Annotated in this window: 16 protein-coding genes; 8 read left to right on the forward strand and 8 right to left on the reverse strand. The window is 67.9% G+C overall.

The window, feature by feature from the left end; genetic code table 11:
- Together AB0E63_RS43480 and AB0E63_RS43485 are read right to left on the reverse strand one after the other, a co-directional pair.
- Positions 1 to 2,206 (reverse strand): molybdopterin oxidoreductase family protein (locus tag AB0E63_RS43480; protein WP_360379871.1); only part of this gene is annotated, 2,206 nt, incomplete at its 3' end.
- Positions 2,203 to 3,570: an MFS transporter gene (locus tag AB0E63_RS43485; RefSeq protein ID WP_360379873.1), complete on the reverse strand. Its 1,368-nt coding sequence runs from the start codon at positions 3,568 to 3,570 to the stop codon at positions 2,203 to 2,205. The genes AB0E63_RS43480 and AB0E63_RS43485, both read right to left, overlap by 4 nt.
- Before the next feature lie 182 nt (positions 3,571 to 3,752).
- On the opposite strand from AB0E63_RS43485, the gene AB0E63_RS43490 reads away from it, so the two are divergent.
- Together AB0E63_RS43490 and AB0E63_RS43495 are read left to right on the forward strand one after the other, a co-directional pair.
- A complete protein-coding gene (locus AB0E63_RS43490) occupies positions 3,753 to 5,894 on the forward strand; it encodes an MMPL family transporter (protein ID WP_360379876.1) in 2,142 nt (713 codons plus the stop codon).
- Between the two features lie 358 nt (positions 5,895 to 6,252).
- Positions 6,253 to 6,693: a YdeI/OmpD-associated family protein gene (locus AB0E63_RS43495; RefSeq protein ID WP_360379878.1), complete on the forward strand. Its 441-nt coding sequence runs from the start codon at positions 6,253 to 6,255 to the stop codon at positions 6,691 to 6,693.
- Here AB0E63_RS43495 and AB0E63_RS43500 read toward each other — a convergent pair.
- Positions 6,680 to 9,694 carry a LuxR C-terminal-related transcriptional regulator gene (locus AB0E63_RS43500; protein ID WP_360379881.1) on the reverse strand — a complete coding sequence of 1,005 codons (3,015 nt, stop codon included), beginning with the start codon at positions 9,692 to 9,694 and terminating at the stop codon, positions 6,680 to 6,682. The two genes, AB0E63_RS43495 and AB0E63_RS43500, sit on opposite strands and share 14 nt — an antisense overlap.
- A 142-nt stretch (positions 9,695 to 9,836) precedes the next feature.
- Here AB0E63_RS43500 and AB0E63_RS43505 point away from each other — a divergent pair, with 142 nt between their 5' ends.
- Complete coding sequence (locus tag AB0E63_RS43505) at positions 9,837 to 11,273, forward strand: Nramp family divalent metal transporter (RefSeq protein ID WP_360379883.1); 1,437 nt, start codon at positions 9,837 to 9,839, stop codon at positions 11,271 to 11,273.
- Positions 11,274 to 11,316: 43 nt separating this feature from the next.
- Here AB0E63_RS43505 and AB0E63_RS43510 read toward each other — a convergent pair whose 3' ends face one another.
- Together AB0E63_RS43510 and AB0E63_RS43515 are read right to left on the reverse strand one after the other, a co-directional pair.
- Positions 11,317 to 12,246 (reverse strand): SMP-30/gluconolactonase/LRE family protein, encoded by a 930-nt coding sequence (locus tag AB0E63_RS43510; protein ID WP_360379885.1) that lies wholly within the window; start codon positions 12,244 to 12,246, stop codon positions 11,317 to 11,319.
- 121 nt (positions 12,247 to 12,367) lie between these two features.
- Positions 12,368 to 13,273, reverse strand: a complete 906-nt coding sequence (locus AB0E63_RS43515) for an SMP-30/gluconolactonase/LRE family protein (RefSeq protein WP_360379887.1) — start codon at positions 13,271 to 13,273, stop codon at positions 12,368 to 12,370.
- A 61-nt stretch (positions 13,274 to 13,334) separates the two neighbouring features.
- Between AB0E63_RS43515 and AB0E63_RS43520 the strand changes: the two genes are divergently transcribed.
- Positions 13,335 to 13,784 (forward strand): Lrp/AsnC family transcriptional regulator, encoded by a 450-nt coding sequence (locus AB0E63_RS43520; protein ID WP_360379890.1) that lies wholly within the window; start codon positions 13,335 to 13,337, stop codon positions 13,782 to 13,784.
- 64 nt (positions 13,785 to 13,848) lie between these two features.
- On the forward strand, positions 13,849 to 15,639 hold the full coding sequence (locus AB0E63_RS43525) for a biotin carboxylase N-terminal domain-containing protein (protein ID WP_360379892.1): 1,791 nt from the start codon (positions 13,849 to 13,851) through the stop codon (positions 15,637 to 15,639).
- Positions 15,640 to 15,684: 45 nt separating this feature from the next.
- Here the strand turns inward: AB0E63_RS43525 and AB0E63_RS43530 are convergent, their stop codons facing one another.
- Positions 15,685 to 16,365, reverse strand: a complete 681-nt coding sequence (locus AB0E63_RS43530; RefSeq protein WP_360379894.1) for a TetR/AcrR family transcriptional regulator — start codon at positions 16,363 to 16,365, stop codon at positions 15,685 to 15,687.
- 202 nt (positions 16,366 to 16,567) lie between these two features.
- On the opposite strand from AB0E63_RS43530, the gene AB0E63_RS43535 reads away from it, so the two are divergent.
- Complete coding sequence (locus AB0E63_RS43535) at positions 16,568 to 18,559, forward strand: DUF222 domain-containing protein (protein ID WP_360379897.1); 1,992 nt, start codon at positions 16,568 to 16,570, stop codon at positions 18,557 to 18,559.
- Positions 18,560 to 18,606: 47 nt separating this feature from the next.
- Here the strand turns inward: AB0E63_RS43535 and AB0E63_RS43540 are convergent, their stop codons facing one another.
- Together AB0E63_RS43540 and AB0E63_RS43545 are read right to left on the reverse strand one after the other, a co-directional pair.
- Complete coding sequence (locus AB0E63_RS43540) at positions 18,607 to 18,780, reverse strand: hypothetical protein (protein WP_360379899.1); 174 nt, start codon at positions 18,778 to 18,780, stop codon at positions 18,607 to 18,609.
- Positions 18,781 to 19,773: 993 nt separating this feature from the next.
- A complete protein-coding gene (locus AB0E63_RS43545; protein WP_360379902.1) occupies positions 19,774 to 20,523 on the reverse strand; it encodes an alpha/beta hydrolase in 750 nt (249 codons plus the stop codon).
- A gap of 286 nt (positions 20,524 to 20,809) precedes the next feature.
- Here AB0E63_RS43545 and AB0E63_RS43550 point away from each other — a divergent pair, with 286 nt between their 5' ends.
- Positions 20,810 to 22,219 carry a serine hydrolase domain-containing protein gene (locus tag AB0E63_RS43550; RefSeq protein ID WP_360379904.1) on the forward strand — a complete coding sequence of 470 codons (1,410 nt, stop codon included), beginning with the start codon at positions 20,810 to 20,812 and terminating at the stop codon, positions 22,217 to 22,219.
- 101 nt (positions 22,220 to 22,320) lie between these two features.
- Positions 22,321 to 23,187 (forward strand): peptidylprolyl isomerase, encoded by an 867-nt coding sequence (locus AB0E63_RS43555; protein ID WP_360379907.1) that lies wholly within the window; start codon positions 22,321 to 22,323, stop codon positions 23,185 to 23,187.
- Positions 23,188 to 23,374 lie beyond the last annotated feature (187 nt).

The following is a 23,374-nucleotide window of genomic DNA, read 5'->3' on the forward strand; positions in this document are numbered from 1 at the left end:
GGCCCTCCCGGCCGGTCCTGCGGAGCGCAGGGAGCGCAGCGACCGGAGCGACGAGGGAAGGCCGGGAGCCAGGGCCCCATGACCCTGCCGGCGCCGAAGGCCCGGCCAAAAGCACAGCTGTGACTTCGACGGCACAGACCTTGAACTCGGGCATCCGGGAGACGGGGTCGAGCGCATCGTTGGTGAGCTCGTTGACCGCGCCCGCTCCGCCGTAGTGGAACGGCACGAACACCGTGTCCGGCCGCACATCCGCCGTGACACGAGCCGGCAGCACCATCGAGCCGCGAGCCGTTCGCAACCGGACCGGACGCCCGTCCGCGATCCCCAACTGCGCAGCCACCCGTGGGTGAATCTCGGCGTACACCTCGGGCTCGGCCTCGGCCAACTCACGCACGCGGCGGGTCTGCGCGCCACTCTGGTAGTGCTGCAACAGCCGGCCCGTGATCAGGTAGATCGGCGCCGCCGCGTTCAGGTCGTCCGCGACCGGCCGGTGGTCCACCGGCACCACGTGCGCACGACCATCCGGCGTCGCGAACCCGTCCGCGAACAACCGCGGCGTCCCCGGGTGCCCCTCGAACGGAACCGGCCAGAACAGAGCCTCGCCGGAGTCGATCCGCTCCCAGGTGATCCCGGAGTAGTCCGCCTTCCCACCGGCACTGGCCAGCCGCAGTTCCTCGAAGACCTCACCAGGATCGGTCGAGAACGCCGCCGTACACCCGAGCCGCGAAGCCAACCCCGCAAAGACATCCAGGTCACTGCGCACCTCACCCGGCGGCGCGATCGCAGCCTGCCGCCGCAGCACGCGTCCCTCGAGCGACGTCATCGTGCCCTCTTCCTCGGCCCACTGCGTGACCGGAAAGACGACATCCGCGAGCAGAGCGGTCTCGGACGGTACGACGTCCGCCACCACCAACAGGTCTAGAGACGAGAGCCGCTCACGCACAGAAGACAAGCGGGGAGCTGACACCAGCAGGTTGCTGCCATGGACAAGCAGTGCCTTCGGACCATCAGGCGTGCCAAGGGCATTGATGAGTTCGACTGCACTCTTGCCAGGTCCGGGGAGGTCAGCTGGGTCGACGCCCCAAACGCCGGCCACATGCGCTCGCGCAGCCGGGTCGGTGATGCTGCGGTAGCCGGGCAGCTGATCGGCCTTCTGACCGTGCTCCCGACCGCCCTGACCGTTCCCCTGCCCGGTGATGCAGCCATAGCCGCTGCCAAGCCGCCCAGGCAGCCCGAGCGCCAGCGCCAGGTTGATGCACGCTGTCACGGTGTCGGTGCCCTTGCTGTGCTGCTCGGCGCCGCGACCGGTGAGGATGAACGCTCCCGCACCACCGTGTACGGGCGCCGCAGCCGCAAGCACCCGAGCGGTCCGCCGGATCGTCGCCGCGGGTACACCAGTGACCCGCTCAGCACGCTCCGGCCACCAGGACGCCGTCGACCGGAACAACACATCCGGGTCGTCCACCCGCTCGTTCAGGTACGCCGTGTCCGCCAGACCTTCCTGCAGTACGACGTGAGTCAGCGCGAGCACCAGCGCGAGATCCGTCCCCGGAGTCGCCTGCAGGTGGATACCGGCATCGTCCGCGGTGAGGCCCGCGGTGGCCGAGCGACGCGGGTCGACGACCAGAAGTCCACCCGCGTCTCGTGCGGCCTGCAGGTGCGCGACCGCGGGCGGCATCGTCTCGGCGATGTTGCTGCCGACCAGCAGGACGGCACCAGCACCGCCCAGGTCGGCCAGCGGGAACGGCAGACCACGATCGATCCCGAAGGCCCGGTTGGTCGCAGCCGCCGCGGACGACATGCAGAACCGGCCGTTGTAGTCCACGTTCGCGGTCTTCAACGCCACCCGGGCGAACTTGCCGAGTGCGTAGGCCTTCTCGTTGGTCAGGCCGCCGCCACCGAACACCGCGACCGAATCACGGCCGTGCGTGGCCTGCAGAGACCGGATGCGGTCGGCGACGAAGTCCAGTGCTGCGTCCCAGGTCGTCTCCACCAGATTGCCCGCAGCGTCGCGCACCAGTGGCGTGGTGAGCCGGTCCGGCACCGTGAGTACCTCCGGAGCCGTCCAGCCCTTGCGGCACAGCCCACCGCGGTTGGTGGGGAACTCCCGCGGTCGCACCTCCACTGCACCCGGCCGGTCGACCGGGTGCAGGGTGGTGGCGCACTGCAGGGCGCAGTACGGGCAGTGAGTGGGGACAGCCGTCACACGCGCTCCCGGCTGAGCGGGCCACCCTTGCGGAGGTAGCAGAAGTACGTCACGGCCAGGCAGAGGACATAGAAGCCGCAGAACACGTACAGCGCCGGGACCAGCGAGCCAAAGTGACTCGTCGACATCGCGAACCCGCGCGGGACCAGGAAGCCGCCGTACGCGCCGACCGCGGAGGCGATCCCGATACAGGCCGCCGCCTCCCGGCGGGCCCGGCCCGGGTCGCCCGGCGTGGTCAGCCGGAACACCGCGGGGATCATCCGGTACGTCGATCCGTTCCCGGCGCCGCTCGCCACGAACAGGACCAGGAAGCTGATCAGGAACGCGGTGAAGCTGCCCGAGTTCAGCGACACGATCGCGGCCAGGATGCCGAGGCCCATCACCACGAACGCGCACACCGTCACCCAGGCGCCGCCGACCTTGTCCGACAGCTTGCCGCCGAACGGCCGCGCGACCGACCCCACCAGCGCGCCGAGGAACGCGATGTGCGCCACCGTGATCTCCGGGAACGTGGTCTTGATCAGCAGCGGGAACGCCGCCCCGAAGCCGATGAACGAGCCGAAGGTGCCGATGTAGAGGAACGAGATGATCCAGGTGTGCGGCCGCTTCGCCGCCGCGATCGAGGCGCGGAACGACGAGGTCGCGGCAGACAGGTTGGACATCAGCTTCCAGGCCAGGAACGCGGCCAGCAGGATCAGCGGGATCCACATCAGGCCGGCCCGGTTCAGCGTCAGTCCGGCGCCGGCGACGATCACGATCGGCACCAGCAACTGGACCACGGCCACGCCCAGGTTGCCGCCGGCCGCGTTGATGCCGAGCGCGAAGCCCTTCTCCTTCTCCGGGTAGAAGAACGAGATGTTCGTCATACTGCTGGCGAAGTTGCCGCCGCCGACACCCGCGGTGGCCGCGACCAGCGCCATCACCACGAACGGCGTACCCGGTTGGGTGATGAAGTATGACAGCCCGATGGTCGGGATCAGCAGCAACAGTGCGGAGACGACCGTCCAGTTCCGGCCGCCGAATCTCGGTACGGCGAACGTGTACGGCAACCGCAGTGTCGCGCCGACCAGGCTGGGCAGCGCGACCAGCCAGAACAGCTGGTCGGTGCTGTAGCCGAAACCGGCCTTGGGCATCGAGACCACGACGATGCTCCATAGCTGCCAGACCGAGAAGCCGAGGAACTCGGCGAAGATCGAGGGCCACAGGTTGCGCCGCGCCACCGCGCGGCCCTTCTCGGCCCAGAAGGTGGCGTCCTCCGGATCCCACACATCGATCCAGCGCCCGCGCCGCGGCACCTCGATAGTGCCCACCGCACCGGTCTGGTCGCGGGGAGTGACGACCTCCGGTCGTGCCTCGAGCGTCATACGAAGTCTCCGATCATCCGACCTGACTGATTAGGCCAGGACGCTATGACCGGGGTGTTTCCGAGTAGTCATCTTGTTGTTACGCCGCCGAAACGGCTCCCGCACACCCACCGCCGGGTGGTGAGAGAAGACGCGCTGATGCCTGAGTACTGTGCCGGTACCGACCGTCGGAGGGGACAAGGGTGAGACAAAACAAGAGCCGGGCACGCTGGACGTGGCGCGCCGCGATCGCCGCGGTGCTGATCGGGTGGCTGGTGCTCGGCGCGCTCGGCGGGCCGACGGTCGGGAAGCTGAGCGAGGTCCAGGAGAACGACAACGCCAACTTCCTCCCGAAACAGGCCGAGTCCACGTTGGTCGCAGGAGAGTCGGCCAAGTTCGTGGACTCCAAGGCACTGCCGTACTTCGTCCTGATCACCCGCGACTCCGGCATCACCCCGCACGACCTCGCCAAGGCTCAGGCCTTCCTCGCCAGAGTTCCGACGCTGGACCTGGGCGACGGCAAGACCATCGGCGACTACCTGGCCGCACCGGCCAAGACGGTGATCCCGTCGGAGGACAAGAAGGCGCTGCTGCTCACCGTCGAGCTGGACGGTGAACGCGCCGACGACGTGGTCAAGCAGGGCGAGACCGTGCTGTACGCCGTCGCGGACACGATGCGCACCGACATCAAACAGGAGCTCACACCCACTGGTCTGTCCGTCTACGTCACCGGACCGGGCGGCGTCTTCGCGGACTTCGTGGTGGCGTTCAGCGGGATCGACGGGATCCTGCTCGGCGTCGCGCTCGCGGTCGTGTTCGTCATCCTGCTGATCGTCTACCGCAGCCCGATCCTGCCGATCGCGGTCCTGCTCACCGCCATCTTCGGTCTCGCCCTGGCCGCGCTCGTCATCTATCCGCTGGCGAAGAACGACGTACTCGAGCTGAACGGCCAGAGCCAAGGCATCCTGTTCATCCTCGTCGTCGGAGCCGCGACCGACTACTCGTTGCTGCTCGTCTCGCGCTACAAGGAAGAACTGCACGACTACGAGAGCAAGTACGAGGCGATGAAGGTCGCGTGGCGTGCGTCGATCGAGCCGATCGCGGCCAGCGCGGCGACGGTCATCCTCAGCCTGCTCTGCCTGCTGCTCTCTCAACTCGGCAGCACCAAGGGTCTCGGTCCGGTCGGCGCGATCGGTATCGCCGGTGCGCTGATCGCGGCGATGAGCTTCCTGCCCGCGATCCTGCTCGCCTTCGGCCGGCGGATCTTCTGGCCGTCGATTCCACGCCTCGACCACGTGCACGCCGGCGACCAGGTCGGCGGCCGCAAGCTGTGGGGCCGCGTCTCCGGTCTGGTCGGCCGCCGGCCGCGCCGGGTCTGGGTGATCTCCGTGCTCGCCCTGCTGGCCTGCGCCGCCTTCCTGCCGACGTTCAAGGCGAGCGGCATCTCGCAGGAGGACCTGTTCCTCGACAAGGTCGAGTCCGTCACCGGCCAGCAGGAACTCGCCAAGCACTTCGACGCCGGTGCCGGTACGCCGGTGCAGATCCTCACCCCGGTCGCGCAGGCCGACCAGGTGGTCCAGACCGCGTTGCAGGTCGACGGCGTCAGTACGGCGTCCGCCTCGACGGCACCCGGCGTACCGCCGAAGGTTGTCGACGGCAAGGTTCTGGTCCAGGCCACGCTGAAGGTCCCGGCCGACTCACCCGACGCGACCAAGGTTGTCGAGCACCTGCGTGCCGAACTGGACAAGGTCAGCCCGGAGGTCCTGGTCGGCGGCAACACCGCGATCAACCTGGATGTGCTGGACGCCAGCAAGCGCGACCTGCGGGTGATCATCCCGTCCATCCTGGCCGTCATCTTCGTCGTACTGATGCTCTTGCTGCGTTCGCTGGTCGCCGCCGTGCTGCTGGTGGTCGCGAACGTACTGTCGTTCGGCGCCACGGTCGGCGTCAGCGCGCTGGCGTTCAACCACATCTTCGACTTCCCGGGCGCAGATCCGAGCATCCCGCTCTATGCGTTCGTCTTCCTGGTGGCGCTGGGCATCGACTACTCGATCTTCCTGATGACTCGGGTACGGGAGGAATCCCAGGAACAGGGCACCAGACCGGGCATCCTGGTCGGCCTCGCGGTCACCGGCGGCGTGATCACCTCGGCCGGCGTCGTCCTCGCGGCCACCTTCTCCGCCCTGGCCGTCCTCCCCATCCTCTTCCTCGTCCAGATCGCCTTCATGGTCGCCTTCGGCGTCCTCCTCGACACCACCGTGGTTCGCTCCCTCCTAGTCCCCTCCCTCGCCTACGACATAGGCAAAAAAGTCTGGTGGCCCAGCAAGCTGTCACACGAGAAGTAGAAGGGACCTTCCCGCGCGGCCGCTATCCTCGCTATCGCTCGCCGCGGCCGCTCCCACCCCGCCCAGCCGTGCGCGCCGTCGCGCTTCACCGACCGCCCCCGTACTGACGGTCTGCTCGTACTCCGCGAGACGACCGCGGTCCAGAGGCGGCTGGACCGGTGGCCGCCGGACGACGGAAACGTGTCTCGTCCCCGGCGGCATGAGGCATCGGGTGTCCGCCCGCCGCGGGCGGCATGAGGAACCGGACGCCCGTCCGCTGCGGGCTCGCGGCAATGCCGGTTGTGCTGGTGTTGCGAACGAACTCGCCACTCACCCCGTTCTTCGGCGTTCCTCCTTCCTTCCTTTGTACCTTTGAACCATGGAGACGTTTGTGGGGTCGATCGTCGTGAACGACGGAGGCGGGGCTTGGGTGGAGGTGCCGGGGGATGTGATTGCCGCGTTGGGTGGGGGTGGGCGGATTCCGGTGCTGGCGACGTTCGATGGGGTGGCTTATCGGGGGTCTGTGGCGTCGATGGGTGGGTGTATGGCGCTGGGGATTCTGAAGAGTATTCGGACTCAGCTCGGTAAGGGGGATGGGGATCCGGTCACCGTGACGGTGGAGCGGGATTCGGCTGAGCGGACGGTGGAGGTGCCTGCGGATCTTGCGTCCGCGCTGGAGGAGGCTGGGTTGCGGGAGGCGTTCGACGGGCTCAGCTACAGCCATCGGCGCGAGCATGTGAACGCGATCAACGATGCCAAGAAGCCGGAGACTCGGGCACGCCGGATCACGAAAGCTTTGGAGATGCTCAGGGCCTCTTGAGGGACGCTAGTTCGGTGCGGTTGGCGACACCGAGTTTCGCGTAGACGTGGGCGAGGTGAGTCTTCACCGTGCCGCGGCTGATGAACAGCCGCTCGCCGATCTCCGGGTTACTCAATCCCTCCACGGCCAACGCGACGACTTGCTCCTCCGTCGGTGTCAGACTCGCCCACCCACTCGACGGCCGGCCCCGCGCTCCCCTCGTACGCCGGGCATACGCGACAGCCTCGTCGAGCGGCAGTGGTGGCTCATCCGAGCTCGGCAAGACCGGGTGGTCCGCCGGAGCCACGTAGCCGATCTCGATACGGGCCGCGGCGGCTGCAGTTGCCAGCCGGACGGCGTCGGCCCCGCGGTTGGTGTGATTCGCCAGCAAGGCAAGGGATTCCAGGCTGTCGATGACGTACGTACGCAGCCCACGATCGACCCGGATCGTCAACGCCTGGTGCAGGAGGTCCGCAGCCTTGTCCGGCTGGCCGGTGATCATCGATCGGCCGAGCTGGTCGAGCGCGTCGGCGAGGATCCTCGGCAGGTTGTAGCGACGCGCCAACTCCACGCAGCGTTCGAGCGCCTCTGTCGCCTCGGCGTCGCGGCCCCCGGCGCGTAGCGCGGCCGCGATGGTCGGCAACAACATCGCCGGCGCGAAGGTCCCGGCGAGCGGGCTGTCCGGTGCGGTGTCACGGGCCATCCATTCGACCGCGGCGTCGTACTCGCCGCTCCAGTAGGAGATGAGGCCCATCACCTGGCCGAGGTTCGGCACCACGGCGCCGGCGGTCTCGGCGAGTTCGAGCAGCGGACGCATCAGCTCGCGCGCCTCGTCGAGGCGACCGATCCGCACCAGCAGAGCAGCCAGTTGCGCGCGTGCCGCGCCGACGCGGTGGAAGTCGGCCAGTGGTTCGGCCGCGGCGAGGGCCCGCTCGGCGATCTCGACCGCCCGGACCGGTGCACCGGTCGAAGCGAGGCTCTCCGACCACACCGTGAGTACGGTCGAAGCGATCCCTCGTTCGCCGCTGGTGATCAGTCCGTCGGTAATGAGCTCGAACAACGGGCGCAGTTCGTCGTGCCGGTCCCAGAGCGCCAGCAGGACGCATTGCAAGGCGATGTTGGCGTTCCGGGCGGGTTCGTTGCCGATCCCCTCGGCCAGCCGGCGCCCTTCCGCGGTCAGCTCCCAGGCGCGCTGGAAGTCGGTGAAGAACTCACCGACCGCCACCAAAGCGAGGAACAGCGACCGCATCCGGTCATCGCCCAGCTCGGTCGCGAGCTCCAGCCCGCGTCCGGCCGCGTCGTACCCGAACGGGTCGACGGTGTCGGCGACGGTCGCGTACCCGTACAGCAACCGGGCCTGAAGCAACGTTCGGTCGTCCGGCGCGCGGTCGATCGCCCGGCGGAGGTAGCCGATGCCCTCGTTGCCCGTCGCCTGCAGGTTCCACAGCCACCGCAACGCCGCTGCCAGGCGGCGGCCGCGGTCCGCGTCCGGTGCCTGGAGCCCGTGCTCCAGCGCCGCTCGGAAGTTGTCGCGGTCAGGCTCGATCAGTGCTCGCCACTTGTCCCGATCGTTGTCCAGCAAGGGTTCTGCCGCTTCCGCCACGGCCAGGTAGTGATCGAGCTGGAGGTCGCGGATCAGCTCGACCTCACCGGCTTCCGCCAGCCGCGCCCCGGCGTACTCGCGGATCGTCTCGAGCAACCGGTAGCGCCCGGCCTCGGCGACAACGAGCGATTTGTCGACAAGCCGCCCGAAGATCTCCAGTACGCCGTCCCGCCCGCAGACGGCCCGAGCTGCATCCACAGTGAATCCGCCGGCGAACACGGCCAGCCGCCGGAACACCCGCCGCTCGTCGGGATCGAGCAGCTCGTGACTCCAGTCGATCGACGCGGCCAACGTCTGCTGGCGGGCCGCGACACCGCGTACGTTCTTCGTCAGCAGCCCGAACCGATCGTCCAGACCGGCCTCGATCTGCTCCGGGGTCAGCGTGCGTACCCAGGCCGCCGCCAGTTCCAGGGCCAGCGGCATCCCATCCAGCCGAACGCAGATCGACCGGATCGCCTGCGCCGACTCGGGAAACTCGGTCCCGGCTCGCTCGACGAACAACAGGCGGGCCTCGTCCGGCGCCAGCGCGGGCACCCTCCAGATCGCTTCGCCCGGTACGTCGAGCGGCTCGCGGCTCGTCGCGAGCACCGAGACCTCGGGACACGCGGTCTGCAACGCGACCACGAACTCCGCGACGCCGTCGATGATCTGCTCGCAGTTGTCCAGGCAGATCAGGGCGCGCTTGGTGCGCAACTGACCGACCAGCAGGCGGGTGCGATCGCCGGCCTCGACCAGTACGCCGACCGCGGCCGCGACCGCCTCCGGGATCTGCGTGGTCTCGGTGATCGCGGAGAGATCGACCCACCAGACACCGTCCGGCCAGCGTTCCGCGAGCTGTGCCGCGGTTTGTGCGGCGAGCCGGGTCTTGCCGCTGCCGCCTGGACCGGTCAGGGTCACGAGCCGGTTCCCCGACAGCTGGGTCCTGAGCGCGGCCAGTTGGGTCTGCCTGCCGACGAAGCTGGTGAACATCACCGGGAGGTTGTTCGGCACCCGATCCAGCGACCGCAACGGCCCGCTGGTCGTCGTGAGCTCGAAGATCCGCTCCGGCGACCCCAGATCCTTCAACCGATGCACACCTAGGTCCGTCCCGGCTCCGACGGTTGCGGTCAGCAACGTCTGGCCCGGGTTCGCGATCTCCAGCAACTGCTCGGCGTGCCTCACCACCGGCCCCACCACAACGCCTGTGTGTACGGCGATCCGCAGCAGTTCCCCCGCCGGCACACCAGATGCCGCGTCCCGCAATTCGTGCGCGGCCGCAACCGCGTCCGCCGGGTTCGAGAAGACCACGATCGGCCACGCAGCGTCACGCCGTACCAGCTTCTCCCCCGGCAGTTCGTCGATCAGCCCAGCCAGCCGTACGTGCGCCGGTGCGCTCGCGGCGCCGGCGTACGAGGCGGTCAGAACCGTCACCCCACTCATGCCTCGCAGTCTGCCATTCCCCACCGCACCAACCCTCCCGCACTTGCCTGCCATACGCGGGGGTACCTGTGTCGAGTCGCCTCCGTCGACAGTATTCGCTAAGGTCCGGACAAAGTGGGGGTCCGAGGAAGTGAGGAGCCCGATGGCAGACACCAGATCGACTGACCACGGCACATTCGCACTGCCGACCAAGAACCTGCCCGCACCGCAAGTGCGCGACCTTCCCGAGCCGCCCACCTCGACGTGGAAGATCATCGGCCCGGGCATGGTCGGTGCCGGGGTCGGGCTGGCGTCGGGCGAGTTCATCCTCTGGCCGTACATCTCCAGCCAGGTCGGCCTGGTGTTCCTCTGGGGCGCCTTCGTCGGCGTGCTGATCCAGTGGTTCCTGAACATGGAGATCGAGCGGTACACGCTGGCCACTGGTGAGACAGCGTTGACCGGCTTCAACCGGTACGGCAAGCACTGGGGCCTGTTCTTCGCGATCATGACGTACTTCGCGAACATGTGGCCCGGCTGGGCGACCAGCTCGGCCGCGATGCTCACCTACCTGTTCGGTGCCGGCGACCCGCGCTGGATCGCGATCGGCATCCTGCTGGTGATCGGCCTGATCCTGACCTTCGCGCCGGTCGTGTACGTGATGCTCGAGCGGCTGATCGCGGTGAAGATCGCGGCGGTCGCCCTGCTCGTCATCCTGGCGCTGGTGTTCGCCATCCGCGGCAAGACCTACGGCGCGCTCGGCGACGCGGTCACCCACCCGGAGTTCCCGGTAGAGCAGCTCGGGTTCGCGCTGATGATGGGCGCGATCGCGTACGCCGGTGCCGGCGGCGGCCAGAATCTCGTACAGAGCAACTGGATCCGGGACAAGGGCTTCGGCATGGGCGTGCACGTACCGCGCCTGACGTCGCCGGTCACCGGTGAGACCGAGGCCGACCCGACCGCCAACGGGTACGTCTTCACCCCCGACGAGGCGAACATGGCCCGCTGGAGGCGCTGGTGGAGGTTCGCCAACATCGAGCAGCTCGCGACGTTCGTGGCGATCACCGTGCTCACCATCACGTTCACCTCGATGCTCGCGCACGCGACGCTGTTCGGTAACCCCGACGTCAAGAACAACATCAGCTTCCTGAAGATCGAGGGCACCACCCTGCAGACCCTGGTCGGCGACTGGTTCGGCTACCTGTTCTGGGCGATCGGCGCGTTCTCGTTGTTCGCGGCCGCGGCCGGCATCGTCGACTACACCTCCCGGCTGGCCTCCGACATGATCAAGTCCCGCTACCTGCGCGACTCGAAGGTGTCGGAATCGAAGCTGTACTTCTGGCTGGTCTGGGGACTGGTTGCCTTCGGCATCCTCGTGCTGCTGGCCGGCCTGACCCAGCCGCTCGTCCTGCTGGTCATCTCCGCCTGCACCGCCGGCACGATGATGTTCGTGTATTCCGGCCTGCTCTGGTGGATGAACTCCCGGGCACTGCCGCACGCGGTCCGCATCACCCCGGTCCGCGCGGTGGTGCTGGCGTTCTCCTTCCTGGCGTTCGGGTTCCTGGCCGTGTTCACGATCATCGACCAGGTGAAGAAGCTGTAGCCGGTCAGGCCCGGGGTACGCCGTACCCCGGGCCTATCACTTCTCAGCGGCTGGGGCCGAACGGGAGTGGGGCGCCCTTCACGGTGGTGAGGATGGAGTAGACCGACGTCGTCGCGGTGAGGAAGAGGCGGTTGCGTTTGGCGCCGCCCCAGACGAGGTTGGAGACGGTTTCGGGGACGAGCAGCTTGCCGAGCAGGGTGCCGTCGGGGTGGTAGACGTGGACGCCGTCAGCGGCAGAAGCCCAGACCCGCCCCTCACTGTCGAGCCGGATGCCGTCGAAGATCCCGTTGCCACACTCGGCGAACAGCTCACCGCCGGACAACTTGTCGCCGTCGACGCGGAACACCCGGATCGTGCCCTCCTCCGAATCGGTGATGTACAGCAACGATTCGTCGACCGAGAAGGCCAGCCCGTTCGGCCGGTTGAAGTCGTCGGCGACCCGGGTCAGCACCCCGTCCGGCGCGACCCGGTAGACGTGGCAACCGCCCGTTTCGATCTCGCCCTTGTACCCCTCGTAGTCGCTGTCGATGCCGTACGCCGGATCCGTGAACCAGACCGATCCGTCGCGCTTCACCACCACGTCGTTCGGGCTGTTCAGCCGCTTGCCGTCGTACTCCGACGCGAGGACGGAAAGCGCGCCGTGGTGCTCGGTCCGGGTCACTCGCCGGTTGCCGTGCTCGCAGCTGATCAGGCGGCCCTCAGTGTCGAGGGTGTGGCCGTTGGTGTTCCCGGCCGGCTGCCGGAAGACGGAGACCTGGTACGACGTCTCGTCCCAGCGCAGGATGCGGTCGTTCGGGATGTCGCTCCAGAGCAGGTACCGCCCGGCCGGCGAGTACACGGGACCCTCCACCCAGCGGCCGCCGGTCCACAGCCGCTCGAGCAGCTTGTCCCCGCGGATCCCGGCGAACCGGTCATCCAGCGACTCCCAGACGGCCGGTGCGGTCCCTGCCAACGGTTCGAGAATGCCCGTCATCACCACTCCTCGAGAAACTCGGCTCCACAACACCAACGACCCTATGCGCTTCTCTCCCGCACCGCCCGTGCTCGACCGCCGCTTGGACGTCGCGGTCCGGAGGATGCACTGGCGCCGCTGATCAGGCTCCGTTTGCTGTGAGCAACCAGGACCAGACCGAGGTGGTCGCGGTGATGAAGAGGCGGTTCTTCTTCGGGCCGCCGAAGGTCAGGTTGGACACGATGTCCGGCAGCAGCAGCTTGCCGATCAGGGTGCCGTCCGGGTCGAAGCAGTGCACGCCCTCGTGCGTCGCCGCCCAGATCCGGCCGGCACCGTCCAGCCGGATGCCGTCGAACATGCCGGCCGTGCACGGCGCGAACACCTCACCTCCGGACAGCTTCTCGCCCTCGACGTCGAACCGGCGGATGTGCTTGGCCGGCGTGTCGACGACGTACAACTGGCTCTCGTCCCGGGAGAACGCGAGGCCGTTCGGGCGCGTGAAGTCGTCCGCGACCACGGTCAGCTCGCCGTCCGGGGCGATCCGGTAGACGTGACAGCCGTCGATCTCCTGCTCAGCCGCGTGACCTTCGTAGCTGGAGGTGATCCCGTACGGCGGGTCCGTGAACCAGATCGAGCCGTCGCTGTGCACGACCACGTCGTTCGGGCTGTTGAGCCGCCTGCCGTCCAGGTGGGACGCGAGTACCGTGCGGGTTCCGTCGTACTCGGTCCTGATGACGCTGCGGTTGCCCTGCGAGCAGCTGATCAGGCGGCCGGCGCGGTCGATGGTGTTGCCGTTGACATAGCCGGAGGGCTCGCGGAAGACGGTCACCTGACCGGACACCTCATCCCAGCGGAGCAACCTGTCGTTGGGGATGTCGCTGAAGATCAGGCAGCGCCAGGCCGGTGCGTACGCCGGTCCTTCCAGCCAGCGGCCGCCGTCGTACAGGCACTCGACGTACTCGTCGCCGGCGATCTTGCGGAATCTGTCGTCGAGCACCACCAGGTCGGCGCGGATCCGCGGCGGTGCGGGGTTGAGAGTGATGGTCATGTGCAGAACTCTATCCTGTTATCCTTAATTCTGACAGAATCAGATTCGGAAGAGATCACAGATGACCATAGATGATCTGGATCGGAAGCTGCTCGCCGCCTTACAGGACGACGCCGGGCAGTCGTACGCCGCACTCGGGCAGGCCGTCGGCCTCTCGGCGGGTTCGGCGCACGAGCGGGTCCGCAAACTGAAGGCGGCCGGCGTGATCCGGCGTACGACGGTCGACGTCGACCCGGCCGCGCTCGGACGCGGCGTACTGGCCTTCGTCATGCTCGACGCGAGTGCCTGGATGGGCGACGAGCCGACCCTCCAGGCGTTGGAAGCGATTCCGGCGGTCCAGGAGGCGCACATCATCGCCGGCCCGGCGTCCGTCCTGGTGAAGGTGCGGACCGCGACCACGGAGGACCTCCAGGCCACGCTGCGCGCTCTCCACCAGCTTGACGGCGTCACGAGTACGCAGACGATCGTCGTATTGGAGTCGTTCTTCGAGCGCGCGCCCGCGGTGATGTGAGCAACGCCCTGTCTCCTTCAGGGGCCGGTTCACCCTAGACTCGGGCCAGCCGAAGGGAGTCGCTGTGTCCGACAGCAAGCAGATCACCAAGGTGCTGGTCGCCAACCGGGGCGAGATCGCCGTTCGGGTCGTCCGGGCCGCCACCGATGCGGGGCTGGACAGCGTCGCCGTCTACGCCGACCAGGACCGGGACGCCCTGTTCGTCCGGCTCGCCGACGAGGCATACGCGCTGGACGGGTCGACACCGGCCGACTCCTACCTGAACATCGCCAAGATCCTGGATGTCGCGGCCCGCTCGGGTGCGAACGCCGTCCACCCCGGCTACGGCTTCCTGGCCGAGAACGCCGACTTCGCCCAGGCCGTGCTCGACGCCGGGCTGATCTGGATCGGCCCGCCGCCGTCGGCGATCGACTCGCTCGGCGACAAGGTCAAGGCCCGGCACATCGCCGAGAAGGTCGGCGCGCCGCAGGTCCCCGGTACGCCGGACCCGGTTGCGGATGCGTCCGAGGTGATCGCCTTCGCTTCCGAGTACGGGTTGCCGATCGCGATCAAGGCGGCGTACGGCGGTGGCGGGCGCGGGATGAAGGTCGCGCGCACGCTGGAGGAAGTGCCGGAGCTGTTCGAGTCCGCTACTCGTGAGGCCGTGAGTGCCTTCGGGCGCGGTGAGTGTTTCGTCGAGCGATACCTGGACAAGCCGCGGCACGTCGAGACACAGTGCCTGGCCGATGCCCACGGCAACGTCGTGGTCGTGTCGACCCGGGACTGCTCGCTGCAGCGCCGGTACCAGAAGCTGGTCGAGGAAGCGCCGGCTCCGTTCTTGACCGCTGAGCAGCTGGAGATCCTGTACTCGGCGTCGAAGGCGATCCTGCGGGAGGCCGGATACGTCGGTGCCGGGACGTGTGAGTTCCTGGTCGGACAGGACGGGCTGATCTCGTTCCTCGAGGTGAACACCCGGCTGCAGGTCGAGCACCCGGTCTCGGAGGAGGTCACCGGGCTGGACCTGGTGCGGGAGATGTTCCGGATCGCCAACGGCGAGGAGCTCGGGTACGACGATCCCGTCGTGTCGGGGCACTCGATCGAGTTCCGGATCAACGCCGAAGACGGTGGGCGTGGGTTCCTGCCGGCGCCGGGGACGTTGACGCGCTGGCATGCGCCGTCGGGTCCCGGCGTACGGCTCGATGGCGGCTACGACCAGGGCGAGACGGTGCCGGGGGCGTTCGACTCGCTGGTGGCCAAGCTGATCGTGACCGGTCGGGACCGGACCCAGGCGCTGGAGCGGTCGCGCCGGGCGCTGCGCGAGTTCGTGGTCGAGGGGATGCCTACGGTCATTCCGTTCCACAGCGCTGTGGTGTCGGATCCCGCGTTCGTGGGGACCGATGGGTTCAAGGTCCACACTCGCTGGATCGAGACCGAGTTCGACAACCAGCTCACGCCGTACGAGGGTCCGACGGCAGAGACGCCTGAGCCTGGGGAACGCGAGAAGGTGACCGTCGAGGTCGGCGGGAAGCGGCTCGAGGTTGTTCTCCCTGCTGGCCTGGGTGCCGTCGCCGGAGCAGGTGCTGTTGCTGCGGGCGCCGGCGCCGGCGCGAAGAGGAAGCCGGCCCGCCGGGCCGGCAGCTCGGGCAAGGCCGCCGCCTCGGGCGACTCGCTCACGTCGCCGATGCAGGGCACCATCGTCAAGATCGCCGTCGAGGAAGGCGCGACTGTTGCCGAAGGCGACCTCATCGTGGTCCTCGAGGCCATGAAGATGGAGCAACCGCTCAACGCCCACAAGTCCGGCACGGTCACCAACCTGACCGCCGAGGTAGGCGCCACAGTCTCCGCCGGCGCCCCCCTCTGCGAAATCAAAGACTGACCACCAACTTCCGGCCCGCTTTTGCTTCAGCGGGGCCGGAGGTGGCTATTGACGGGCTGCTAGGCGTTTCTCGAAACCGTCGAGGATCGCTTGTAGTCCGAAGTCGAAGGTGTTGTCGGGTTCAGCGCCGTACTGCGTGGCGGCTGTCGTATCCAGCCGCACCCGCAGCCGCGGGAACTCGGCAGCAACCTCTTGCGCCTTGGCCATGAACTCCCGCATCGTCTGCTCAGGATCCCGACCACCGCGACTCAGCCGCCTGCTAAGCGACACCTCGGCGGCAGCACCGAGGGCGCTCCCGATCACAAAGATCACCACAGTGCCCGCCGCACGATCCGCGTCGGCGGGCGCGAACCCTGCCTGCTCGTAGATCGCCAGACTGTGGTCGTCGTACCTGAACTTCCCCGGTCCGGCCAGCAGATGATTCCCGAACGCCTGCCCCAGCCACGGATGCCGAGTGAGCATCCCATGCAACCCCGTGGCCATCGCCGTAGCCGCCGCCCGCCATTCAGTGCCCTCGAGATCCGGCAGCTCGATCTCACCCCAGATCGCATCGCCCGCGAGCTGCACCAGCTCGTCCTTGGTCTTGATATGCCAGTAGATCGCCGTCGCCGCCGTACCCAGCCGCTGCCCGAGCGCCCGCATATTCAGCCCGTCGAGCCCTTCACTGTCGAGCAACTCAACAGCAGCCGACACGATCTGCTCCACCGTCAACGATTCCCTAGGCACCCTCCCACCATATTTGAACAAAGTTCAGCCGTCTCCCCCGACGGGGTCCAGGACGATGTGTTGCCTAGGGCAATGTTGTTGCAGTTGTCCACAGGGTGGACTGCTGTGGATGACCGGCGCAGCCTGTGGATAGCTCAAGGCCCTTGAAAACAAGGGTTTCTGGCTTTGGTAACTGTCGGTGGGTGTCTCTAGAGTTGTCGGTATGGAACTCCTGGGCGAGCGGCCGGTGTGGTCGATGAGTAGCAGCGAAAAGCTGACCACTCTCGACACCCTCGACGCCGAGCTCGCCCGCCTGGAAACCTACCGCCTCCACCTCATCGCCGCCCTCGACCACGACGGTTACGCCGAGGAGATCGGCGCCCACGACACCGCCCAACTCCTCGCCTTCCGCTACCGCCAAGACCCACCCCAAGCCCGCCGCGACCTCCGCCTCGCCCGCACCCTCCCCAAATACACAGCCGTCACCAACGCCCTCCCCGCCGTGGACGACGACACCACCGCAGACGCGCAGACACAGCCGACGACGTTCCTCCGCCCCGCCCAAGCCGAAGCCATCGTCACCACCCTCGAACGCGTCCCCACCAGCATCCCCGCCGAGGACATCGCCGTCGCCGAACGCGAACTCGTCACCCTCGCCCGCCACCTCAACCCCAGCGAACTCCGCAAAGCCGCCCACCGCGCCCGCGACCTCCTCGACACCGACGGCCCCGAACCCACCGAACACCAGGCCTACGCACGCGAATCCCTGACCCTGACGACCGCCGACAACGGCGTGAAGTTCCGCGGCTACCTCGCCAACGACAACGCAGAACTCCTCCGCACCCTCATCCACACCGGCGCCCGCCCCCACCGCACCATCGACGGCGAACTCGACCCCCGCCCCCGAGACAAACGCCAAGCCGACGCCCTCACCGCCGCCCTCACCACCGCCGCCGCAGCCACCGACGCCGGCATCACGCTGCCCGCTGCAACAGCTCCCACTACAACGGAAGCCAACGCAACAACCACCGAGCCGACGACCGCCCGAATCCCCGGCTTCGGCGCCAAAGCCAACATCACCGTCACCATCGACTTCAACGACCTCAAAACCGCCACCACCGACGCCATCGGCACCCTCGTCTACGGCGACGGCCTCTCCGCCGCCACCATCCGCCGCCTCGCCTGCGACGCGAAGATCATCCCCCTGGTGCTCGGCTCCAACTCCGAACCCCTCGACGTCGGCCGCGCCCAACGCCTCGTCACCGCCGGAATGCGCCGCGCCCTGAACGCCCGCGACAAGGGCTGTGTCGTGTGCGGAGCCCCGCCCGTCCAGTGCGACGCCCACCACCTGCAGTCCTGGATCGGCGGCGGCATCACCGCGATCCACAACCTCGCCCTCCTCTGCCGCCGCCACCACACCGACCTCCACAACGGCCACTGGACCATCACCATCACCAACGGCGTCGTCCACGTAACCCGCCCGACCTGGGCCGACCCACCACCCCCAGCCCGCACCAAACAAGCCCACCAACCTCAATCACCCCGGCGTACATCCACGCCCGCACTCAGCAACCAAAGCACCCCCGCGCGATCTCTCACCACCACTCCGTCGAATCCCTCACCCACACCACCCAGCGCCCGCACAACACCACCTCCCGCGCCCAGCACCACACCAGCCGACCCCACCGCACCAATGCACGAGCCTGAGCCCACCACCACAGCACCGCAGGAGCCGAGACCCAGCACAGAACCCGCGCCCGCGCCCGCGCCCGCCACAGCATCACTCACCGAACCTGGCGTGCCGGTTCCACCTGCGTTGGTTGCCGCCGCGAACGCGCTCGGTTCCGCGAACCGCCGTACAACAACAGGAGCAGCAATACTTCAGCGCCTGCTAGCAGCTAAAGGCGAGAGCACCGACCCCATCGAGGCGTCGTCCCTGCGAGAAACTGCAACCCTCGCCATCTGGGGTGAGCCCGCCACCCCGCCCGACAGACCGGTAACGACCGAGAACAAGACCTCCCGCACCGATCCACCACTCGACGCCCAAGACGCTCAACCATCCGACCCCTGGTCCGAACCTCACAACGATCAACCATCCGACCGCTGGTCGGAATCCCCCGACGATCGACCATCTGATCGGTGGCCTGAACTCCACGACGATCCCTCGTCCACCCAACGACACAAGAGCGCAGCCGCCCCCGGACCCACGCCGTAGCGGACGATCGCCCAGTTGATCATCCGACTGCTCACCCCGGGGCACACCTACGCCGCGCCGGCCAAGAACCAGACCCTGTAGTCCACCCCCAACGACGGTGAGGGTGGTCGGTCCTGCACTGGGAACGCGGTGCCGACGTTCTTCACCCCCCAGTCCTTGGCCTGACCCGGCGCGAGGACGTCGTCCGCCAACGCCCGCGCGACCTCCGATGCCGCGCCCACGCGAGCGATCTGTGCCGGAGCGCACCTAAGGACCAACCCCGTCGTCCACACTGCTGCGCCTCCGCATCCCGCCGGAAGAGCTCACGAAGATAACAACATTGGGTGCTCAAACGGATGACCCGCGACATGGAGGGATCGGCACGCGTACTCTCATAATCCCCCACGGTGTGGTGTCATCCCCCCTGACCCACACGGGACGGGTGCCCTGTTCTGGTGATCAGGGCACCCTGTTCATTTGTCGGGCGATCGCGGTGGCCGGTGTCTCCGGGTACGGCGGCGTACACATGTCGCGCTCGTCGAGAGAGTGTGTAACGCCGGCTGATCCCGTACCGATGTAATTCATGAAAGCCCTGCTACCCAGGCTGTCGTACGCAGCGCGGGACCCCACGCAGGGCTTTCGATTTTCACAGCACAGTCCGGTCGAGAGACGGCGCCGCACTTGCCCTCTCCGGCGTCAGGTACGGCGATCCCTGGCGCTCGTCATCCGGAGGCTGCATGGTGCACGGGCACCTCGCGCGCGGCTGTCGCTGCTCAAGCTGGTGTCTACGACCGAACCCGTTCGGCCGGGCGGGTGGCCGCGCTGTTTCTGATTCGGCTCGCTGACGGTTCGAAGCTGCGGGCGCCCGTCGAGATCGATGCTTCCGGCAACTGGCGCGAACCCAATCTTCCCGCGCGGGGCGGGCTCGGCTCTCGACTCAAGAAGCTCGTGCAGTCCGGCACCCCGGGACCACCGCGGCGCGGAAAGATCTCAACCTCGCCGGGGAGAGCCCGGCCACGGGGAGCGCGCCACGGCGAGCCCGGTCACGGGGAGTCGGTCGCGGAGAGACGGGTCGCGGCGGGCGGGGTCGCGGCGGGCGGGTCGCGGCGGGCGGGTCGCGGGAGGCTGTTGAGGATCGGTGAGGGGAAGGTGGCTCGGTCGGGCTGCTGTGGTTTTGGCCGCAGCAGCCCGACTGGGTCAGCGTGCGGGGTTGCCGGCGTTGATGGTCAGGTTGGTTAGGTGGTGGCGGGGGTGAAGTGGCGGTGGAAGAAGTGGGCTGAGGTTTCCGTTTCGTGCCAGGGGACCTGGTGGTGGGTGCCTGGGTTGGCGTGGAGGGTCTTGTCCTTCGAGGCGAAGGCGTCGTAGAGGTCGAGGCCGGACTGGCGGTCGATCTCGTCGTCGTCCCACGGGAGGAGGAACTGGATCGGGATGGTGATCTGGCGCGCGGCCTCGGTGAGGGCGTCGTACACGAAGACTCCGCCGAAGACGGCTGCGGTGATCCGAGGCTCGACGGCTGCCAATGGCAGGCCGATCGCGCTGGCCAATGTCATGCCGGTGTAGCCGATCGGCGTCGCGGTGCCGATCTCGGGCAGTGCTTGGAGAGCGTCCAAGGTCGCTTGCCATTCCGGTACGGCGCGCTCCGTCAAGGAGATGTTGTAGTCGGTGATGATCGGGCCGAGGGGCTCGCCTGCCGCGCGGGCGTTCAGGAGGGCGGCGACCCATCGTTCGTCCTGTGGTGTTCGGGGCCGGTCGCCGTGTCCGGGCGCGTCGATGGCGGCGACGGTGAAGCCGCACGTGGTGACGTAGTAGTGGGCACGAGCGACGAGTCCCGGTGCTTTCTTGTGGAGGCCGCCGGGGTGGCCCATCAGGACCAGGGGCGCGCCATCGGCGCCGGATGCGGGCGACCAGAGTACGCCGGTGATCTCGCCCAGCGTGAAGTTGCGTTCGACGACACCGTTCGACGATGTCTCTGCGATGAAGTGCATGGTGTGCCTTTCGGGAGTGCCTTGTCATGGAGGCGCTCCCGGCGACACCTAGGTCAGTCGCCGCGCCGTGATGAACAAGGAAGCGCCCACAGCGGAATCGTGTTCATCGGGCACCACCTCCTCGCGTCACATCACGGACTCCCCGGACCTTAGCAACCTGAGGGCCACCACGCCCACCCCTTTTCCACCCACCCTTGAACAAAGTTCAGGCGGTCTCTTGCACAGTGTTCAATTGGCGGGCTAGTCTCCTCCTGAACTTAGTTCAAGTCGAGAAGGAGTGAGGGCGATGACGCAGGACGAGCTGGCGGGGTTCGTGGCTAAGACGGCCGAGGAGTTCGGGATTCCCGGCGTCGCGGTCGGCGTGCTGGTGGAGGGGCAGGAGGTGGTCGTCACGCACGGGGTGACGAGTGTCGACAATCCGCAGCCCATCGACCGGAACACCCTGTTTCACATCGCGTCGGTGACAAAGACCTTCACGGCGACGGCGTTGCTGCGGCTGGTGTCGCAGGGCAAGGTCGAGCTCGACGCGCCCGTACGGCGGTATGTCCCGGAGCTCAACCTGATGGACGAGGACGTGGCCGAGCGGATCACGGTGCTGAACCTGCTCAACCACACCGCCGGCCTCGACTGGAACCTGATAGACCCCGATGACGGCGACCTGTCGCTGGCCGCGTTCGTGGGGAAGCTGGCGACGCTGCCGATCATCGCGGCTCCCGGCAGCAGAGCCTCGTACAGCCAGGCCGGCTACAACCTGGCCGGGCGGATCATCGAGAACGTCACCGGAATGCCGTACGAGAAGGCGATCTCCGACCTGCTGCTGGAGCCGCTGGAGCTGTCGAACACGGTCTTCGACCTGGACGACGTCATCATCCGGAAGTTTGCCGTCGGCCACAACCCGGACGCGGACGGGACGCTGCGGCCGGCCGTGCCGTGGAAGGCGAACCGGGCCGGGGAACGCGGCAACAACCCCGGCGGCGGCGCGGTCTCGACCGTCGGCGATTTGTTGCGGTGGGCAAGGTTCCACCTGGGGACGGGCGACGGGCTGTTGCCGACCGAGGCGCTGCACGGGATGCGCGACGAGACGATCACGCTGCGGGCCAGCACGATGGGTGACGGGTTCGGCATCTGCTGGTTCCTGCGTGCGGTCGACGGGGTGCGGATGATCGGTCACGGTGGTTCGGGCAACGGGCAGTACGCCGAGCTGCTCGTCGTACCCGATCGGGACTTCGCGGTCGTGTCGCTGACCAACGCCGGGCCGGACGGCTACACCTTCAACCAGGCCGTTGTGCGGTGGGTCCTGGAGAACTACCTCGGCCTGGTCGAGCGCGAGCCGGAGCCGATCGCGTACGACGAGACGCGGGCGCGCGAGGTGGTCGGGCGGTACGAGAACGACGCGATGAACCTGGACGTCGCCAGCGACGGCGCGCAGGTCACGCTCGCGGTCGAGATCAAGCCCGAGCTCCGCGAGGCCTCGGACGTCGAGATGCCACCGGACCTGGCGGCGGCCGCGATCGGCTTCCTCCCCGACGACGAGTACATCGTGACCGCCGGCGGCCTGGCCGGCCAACGCGGCTACTTCAGCCGCACCCCCGAAGGCAGCACCTCCGACGGCAGCACCACCGACGGCAGCACCCCCGACGGCCCCATCACCGGCATCGACCTGGCCGGCCGGCTCTTCACCCGCACCTCCAGCTAGCTGCATGCAGCGTCGGTTACACGATCTCGGCTGGATTAACAGACAGTTCTCAGGTTGACGCTGTAGGTTCCCTGCAGACATTCCGGTGAGGAGGGTTCTGCATGTCCAAGAAGACCCATCAGCAGCAGCTGGCGCAGCGGAAGGCCAAGCGGCAGGCCGAGCGGGACGCTGCGCGACGACGGCAGCGGCGGAACGTGGCGGTCACCGTCACGGCGATCGCGGCGGTGGTTGTGGTCGTGGTCGGGGTCTTCGTGGTGTTCGGGGTCGGCGGTGGCGACGACAGCCCGGCGGCGGCACCGACCGAGCTGCCCTCGTCGGCGGGGCCGGACAACAAGGCGACGAACATCCCGACCGCGCTGGCGGCGCCGCTGAAGCGGCCGACGCCGCTGCCGGCCGAGGTGAGCTGCGCGTACAAGAAGGGCACCGAGGCGGCGAGCAAGAAGGTGAACCCGCCGGCCGACGGGAAGGTCAAGGCGTCGGGTACGTCGAAGGTCAGCCTGAACACGTCGATCGGCGACCTGCAGCTCACGCTGGACAGCGCGCTGGCGCCGTGCACGGTGAACAACTTCCTTAGCCTGGTCGGGCAGAAGTTCTACGACAACACCAAGTGCCACCGGATGACCGTCGGTGAAGGTCTCCAGGTCCTGCAGTGCGGTGACCCGAGCGGCACTGGTGGTGGTGGACCGGGGTACAGCTTCGCGGACGAGGTGTACCCGACGCTGAAGTACGGTCGTGGCGTGCTGGCGATGGCGAACTCGGGGGCGAACACCAACGGGAGTCAGTTCTTCATCGTGTACGGCGATGCGTCCGGGCTCGGGCCGCAGTACACGGCGTTCGGCACGGTGGACGAGGCTGGTCTGAAGCTCATCGACCAGGTCGCGAAGACCGGTGTGACGCCTCAGAACGGTCCCACCGACGGGACGCCCATCACCCCAGTAGAAATCAAAACCGCAACCGCCGCAGCCTGATCAAAAGCAACCGCGCCGCCCGTCCCCTGCGGGGGACGGGCGGCGCGGTGTTAAAAGCAGGTAGGCATCCGAGCCTGTTCTCCTCCTCCCGCCTCTTGAGTTGGGTCAATCGGGTTAGTGCCTTGGGATCGGGTGATCCAGTGCGTCGAGGATCGCCTCTTGGTCGGGACTGAGGGCGGGTGGGATC

Origin of the sequence: Kribbella sp. NPDC026596 (genome assembly GCF_040638415.1) — a bacterium.
Taxonomy (GTDB): Bacteria; Actinomycetota; Actinomycetes; order Propionibacteriales; family Kribbellaceae; genus Kribbella.